Source organism: Hugonella massiliensis (genome assembly GCA_001486445.1).
Lineage (GTDB): Bacteria > Actinomycetota > Coriobacteriia > Coriobacteriales > Eggerthellaceae > Hugonella > Hugonella massiliensis.
The window spans coordinates 1-5,259 of sequence record LN908980.1 but is presented as its reverse complement, the minus strand read 5'-3'; the positions used below and the strand labels follow the sequence as shown (position 1 = coordinate 5,259).

The window sequence follows — 5,259 nt, the reverse complement described above, 5'->3', positions numbered from 1 at the left end:
GTCGGGCGTGAGGTTCAGAAGCTCGTTGCCGGGACGGTGGAGGATGACCTTCTTGAGCGGTCCGATCTCGCTCTTGACGTTGACTCCGGTCATGTAGGCTCCCCTTTCTTTGCAAGAATATGCAACTAGCGAGGTAAATGAGCACGTAAGCGACACAGCTCACGTATCAACAACGTTTACTTTACTCGCGGTGGGAGCAATTTCAATTATGAAGGATTCGTTAAGGCATATCTTCGGCGTACGGTTTGGCATACACGGTGAATGACACTTGATTCTATGGTCGGGATGTGAATGTGATTCAACTATTGATGCACTTTAGTCTGCGATATTAGCTCTGAACAGGAGTTTTGCAAATTTTCTTCTTTAGTGTGTATGTCAAGCATCAATTCTCTGACAACAAAATTGCATATTGAATCATATTGATACATATTCATTACAAGTAATGTGGGTTCCCATGCAGGGAAAGGACGTTGCGCCAACCGTAGGCCAAGAATGGATATACAATATCTCATGCATTTTATGCAGTATGTCTGCATATCTGCGCAGTCGAGCAAGCGCTGGCAGAGCACAGACAGCAATAGGAAAGGAGATTCGGATAACCTACGGTCACATCGATGGGCATCCGGAGGCTCTACCATACATTGGGGAGGACGCAGACCGCATCGGTGCAAACGGCCGTAAGCGCAGAACGTAGCAAGGGCGTATAAAAAGGAAGACAAACAAAAAAAACCCGAGCAAAGCTCGGGTTGATTCTAAATGGTGCGCCGTGAGGGATTCGAACCCCCGACGTACTGATTCGTAGTCAGTCCCTCTATCCAGCTGAGGTAACGGCGCTTGACGCAAGGAGTATTATCACGCGACGCCCCTCCTCTGTCAACAAGAAATTTTGTCGCATGGTAAGTGATTTGAAGAGACGCGCACCAAGGGGCACAGGGGCGGCGCGACCGTAGAGACCGCCTGAGGCCTCCAGGAGCCCTCAGGCTGCCTTCTCCACGCACGTCCTAAGACCTCAAGGGCGGGCTTGTCCCCTCGCAACCTTGCAAAAGGTCTTCGGACAAAAGAAGGCGAGCACCTTTCGGCGCCCGCCTTCCTCACTGATATCCGGAGAAAAAAATTACATCTTCTCGGGAGCGCTGATGCCAAGAAGACCCAGAGAGATCTCGAGCACGATACGCGTAGCGTCGATGAGGGCCAAACGCGCAGCCTGCAGTTTTTCGTCGTCGACGATGACATGGCAATTACCGTAGAAGGCATGGAAGAGGCCGGCCAGATCCTGGCTGTAATGGGTCAGGCGGAAAGCGGCGCGATCGCGAGCCGCACCGGCGACAAGCTCCTGAAGCGTATCCATCTTGCGCATGAGGTCGATTTCAGACGGCTCGGTGAGCACCGACAAGTCGACATCGGCCGGAATGACGGTCTTTGCAAGCTCGTCGAGCGTAATGTCCCCCGCTTCGTACTTGGCACGAACGTCGTCGGACGCGGCCTTGCGCAGAATCGAGCAGATGCGCGCATGAGCGTACTGCACGTAATAGACGGGGTTGGAAGCGTCCTTCTTCTTGGCGACTTCGATATCGAAATCGATCGTCTGGTCGGAGGAACGAGAAAGCATCATCCAGCGGGTCGAATCGACGCCCACTTCATCGATAACCTCTTCGAAGGTGACCATTTCACCGGTACGCTTGCTCATGCGCACAGGCTTGCCGTCACGGAAGAGGTTAACGAGCTGGCCGAGCATGACCTCGAGAGCACCCGGATAACCCCAGGCCGCGAGCATGGCTTCGCAGCGCTTGATGTAGCCATGATGATCGGCGCCCCACAGGTCGATTAGATGGTCGAAGCCACGCTGCATCTTGTTGTAGTGGTACGCAACGTCGCTGGTGAAATAGGTGTATTCGCCGTTGCCCTTGATGAGCACGCGGTCCTTGTCATCGCCGAACTCGGTGCTCTTGAACCAGATGGCGCCATCCTTTTCGTAGATGTAGCCCTTTTCGCGCATAGCGTCGATAGCGTAGTCGACCTGGCTCTTGCCGTTTTCATCCTTTACATAGAGCGTGCGTTCGGAGAACCACATATCGAACGTTGTGCCGAACTCATCGAGAATACGATGCTGTTCGGAAAGCTCGAAGGCGTAGGCGCGCTCGCGGAAGTTGAGGCGGCGTTCGTCGGGGTCGGCGTCGAGCCACTTGTCCCCATCTTCGTCGATGATGGCCTGGGCGATGTCCTTCACATAGCCACCGGCGTAGCAGGATTCGGGCATGGGCACGTCGCGGCCGAGCAGCTGCTGGTAGCGGACGGCAACAGATTCGCCGAAGTTGTCCATCTGAACGCCGTGGTCGTTGATGTAGTTCTCTTCGTACACGCGGTAACCGGCATGACGAAGCACACGCGCGGTCGCGTCGCCCAAAGCAGCCCAACGGCCGTGGCCCACATGGAAGGGACCCGTGGGGTTGGCGGACACGTATTCGATGTTGATGTAGTTGGGGCCATCGACCGTGCTCTTGCCGAAATCAGCTCCCTTTTCGCGCGCTTCGGCAACAACGCCCTGATAGGCGGTCGGCGTAAGCTTGATGTTAATGAATCCCGGGCCGGCGATATCGACTGAAGCGATATGGTCGTTTGCGGGAAGGTGGTCGACGATGGCCTGGGCGATATCGCGCGGGGCCTTGTGGGCCAGCTTCGCGGAGCGCAGGGCTACGGTCGATGCCCAGTCGCCGTTGGCAAGATCGCGCGGACGCTCCAGGGCAGCTTCCGGTACTTCGTCCAACTCGAGCGTATGGTCGTCGATGGCGGCCTGAAGGGCGCCCTCGACAAGCTGTTCCAGATGTTCGCGAATCTGCATGGTGGGTAATCCGTCGCTTCCTCTATATGGGTATACAGTTATTTGGGAGTGTAGCAAATAGCGCAGAGCTTGTGCAGCTCTCCCCCGCAATGGCACGTATCTATGCAAAAAAATGGGCTCTTCCGAAGAAGAGCCCATTGCGCACTCTAGAAAACTAGTTAAGCGTGATGACGGTGCCGGTTTCACCGCGAAGACCGGCAGCGGCGCACTCGAGGCTCGTGATGAGAGCCTGACCCTGCGGATACGCTTCGACGTAGCGAATGCAGGCTTCGACCTTGGGGAGCATAGAGCCGGGGGCGAACTGACCCTGCTCGATGTACTCGCGAGCTTCAGCCACGGTCATGTGGTCGAGGGCCTTCTGATCGGGCTTGCCGAAGTTCACGCACACCTTCTCGACAGCAGTCAGGATGACCAGGCGGTCAGCCTTGAAGGAGCTGGCGAGCATGCTGGCGGAGTTGTCCTTGTCGATAACGGCAGGCACGCCATGGTAAGAGTCGTTGGCCTCGACGACGGGAATGCCGCCGCCACCGGTAGAAACGACGACGTAGCCGGCATCCCAAAGGTCCTTCACCGCGTCGAATTCGACGATGCGCTGGGGCTTGGGGGAAGCGACCACGCGACGCCAACCGCGGCCGGCATCTTCCTTGACGATGCAGCCGGTCTTTTCGGCAAGCTCCTTGGCCTCAGCTTCGCTCATGAAGGCGCCCACGGGCTTCGTGGGGTTCTGGAACGCAGGGTCATCGGGGTCGACGACGGTCTGCGTCACTACGTTCACGGAAGAACGCATGATGCCGCGATGCTTGAGCTCGCCCAGGATGGCCTGGGACAGGTGATAGCCGATGTAGCCCTGGCTCATAGCGCCGCACTCGGGGAAGGGCATAGCCGGAACCTTGGAGCCTTCGGTCTTGCTGGCGATGTCGAACGCGTTGTTGATCATGCCGACCTGAGGGCCATTGCCGTGGGTGACGATCGTGTTCACGCCGTCACCGACCATGTCGACAATATGCTTTGCCGTGTTCTTAACGAGCTCGAGCTGCTCTTCGGGGGTGTTGCCCAGAGCGTTGCCGCCCAGAGCGACAACGACGCTCGGTCCGCTGCCTTTGGTGTAGGCCATAGCGGCCTCCTTTTGCTAACTAAGAAGGGAGGCCCGAAGGCGAGCCTCCCCGGGATGACTAGATTATACGGTCGCTTAGGAAAGCGTCGCGTACATGACGGCCTTGATGGTGTGCATGCGGTTCTCGGCTTCGTCGAATACGCGGCTCTGGCGGCCTTCGAAGACCTCGTCGGTGACTTCCATTTCGGTGATGCCGAACTGTTCGGCCTTCTGGGCACCGATCGTCGTGTTGGTGTCGTGGAAGGCGGGCAGGCAGTGCAGGAAGATGGCGCCTTCCTTGGCCTGGGCCATGACCTCGGCGGTCACGCGATAGGGCTCGAGTTCCTTGATACGCGGAGCCCACACCTCGTCGGGCTCGCCCATGGAGACCCACACGTCAGTGTAAACGGCGTCGGCGTCCTTAACGCCTTCGGCCACATCGCTCGTGAGGGTGCAGGTGGCACCGTTCTCAGCGAAGATCGGAGCGGTGGCTTCGACAACGTCATCGGCAGGCATGCAGTCCTTGGGGCCGCAGGCGGCGAAGTTGATGCCGAGCTTGGCGCAGACGACCATCAGGGAACGAGCCACGTTGTTCTTGGCGTCGCCCATGAAGACGAGCTTGCGGCCGCGCAGGTCGTCGCCGAACTCTTCCTGCATGGTGAGGATGTCGGCGAGCATCTGGGTCGGATGCCATTCGGTGGTCAGACCGTTCCACACAGGCACGGAAGCGTTGTCGGCCAGGTCCTGAACGTCCTTCTGGGCGAAGCCGCGGAACTCGATACCGTCATAGAAGCGCTCGAGCACGCGAGCCGTGTCGGCGATGGATTCCTTCTTGCCCATCTGGGACGAACCAGGATCAAGGTAGGTCACGCCCATGCCGAGGTCCATGGCGCCCACCTCGAAGGAGCAACGGGTGCGGGTAGAGGTCTTCTGGAACAGAAGAACGATGTTCTTGCCTTCAAGGTAACGGTGCGGCGTACCGGCAAGTTTCAGGGCCTTGAACTGCTTGGAAAGACGGAGCAGGTACTTGATCTCATCGGTGGTGAAGTCGAGAAGCTTCAGGAAATCGCGACCGGAAAGGCTCGTAGGCATAATAAGTTCCTTTCGTTTTGTTACTGTCCAAATGAACAATATTCGAATCACTAAAGAGTGAGTGATTCCCTAAGGGGAGGCGGGGCGACGTGGCCCCGCCAAAAATCGAGAGACCCTAGAGGTCCTCGCGCCAGGCCGGCATGCTCATGCAGCGCGGGCCGCCGCGGCCGCGCGAGAGCTCGGCGGACGGGATGACCTTGAGGTCGAGGCCCTCCTTGTAGAGGTAGTCGTTGGT

Annotated in this window: 4 protein-coding genes and 1 tRNA gene; all 5 read right to left on the bottom strand. The window is 57.8% G+C overall.

All coding sequences use genetic code 11. The features are described 5' to 3' along the window. Positions 1–757: 757 nt before the first annotated feature. Positions 758–834, bottom strand: a tRNA-Arg gene (locus tag BN3270_RS00045). A 280-nt stretch (positions 835–1,114) separates the two neighbouring features. Next, complete coding sequence (gene argS, locus BN3270_RS00040) at positions 1,115–2,839, bottom strand: arginine--tRNA ligase (protein WP_058985082.1); 1,725 nt, start codon at positions 2,837–2,839, stop codon at positions 1,115–1,117. A 154-nt stretch (positions 2,840–2,993) separates the two neighbouring features. Beyond that, complete coding sequence (arcC, locus tag BN3270_RS00035; RefSeq protein WP_058985081.1) at positions 2,994–3,953, bottom strand: carbamate kinase; 960 nt, start codon at positions 3,951–3,953, stop codon at positions 2,994–2,996. A gap of 75 nt (positions 3,954–4,028) precedes the next feature. Continuing rightward, complete coding sequence (argF, locus tag BN3270_RS00030) at positions 4,029–5,024, bottom strand: ornithine carbamoyltransferase (protein ID WP_058985080.1); 996 nt, start codon at positions 5,022–5,024, stop codon at positions 4,029–4,031. A gap of 115 nt (positions 5,025–5,139) precedes the next feature. Then, the coding region (locus tag BN3270_RS09360) for an arginine deiminase family protein (RefSeq protein WP_148335425.1) at positions 5,140–5,259 on the bottom strand (120 nt) is incomplete at its 5' end.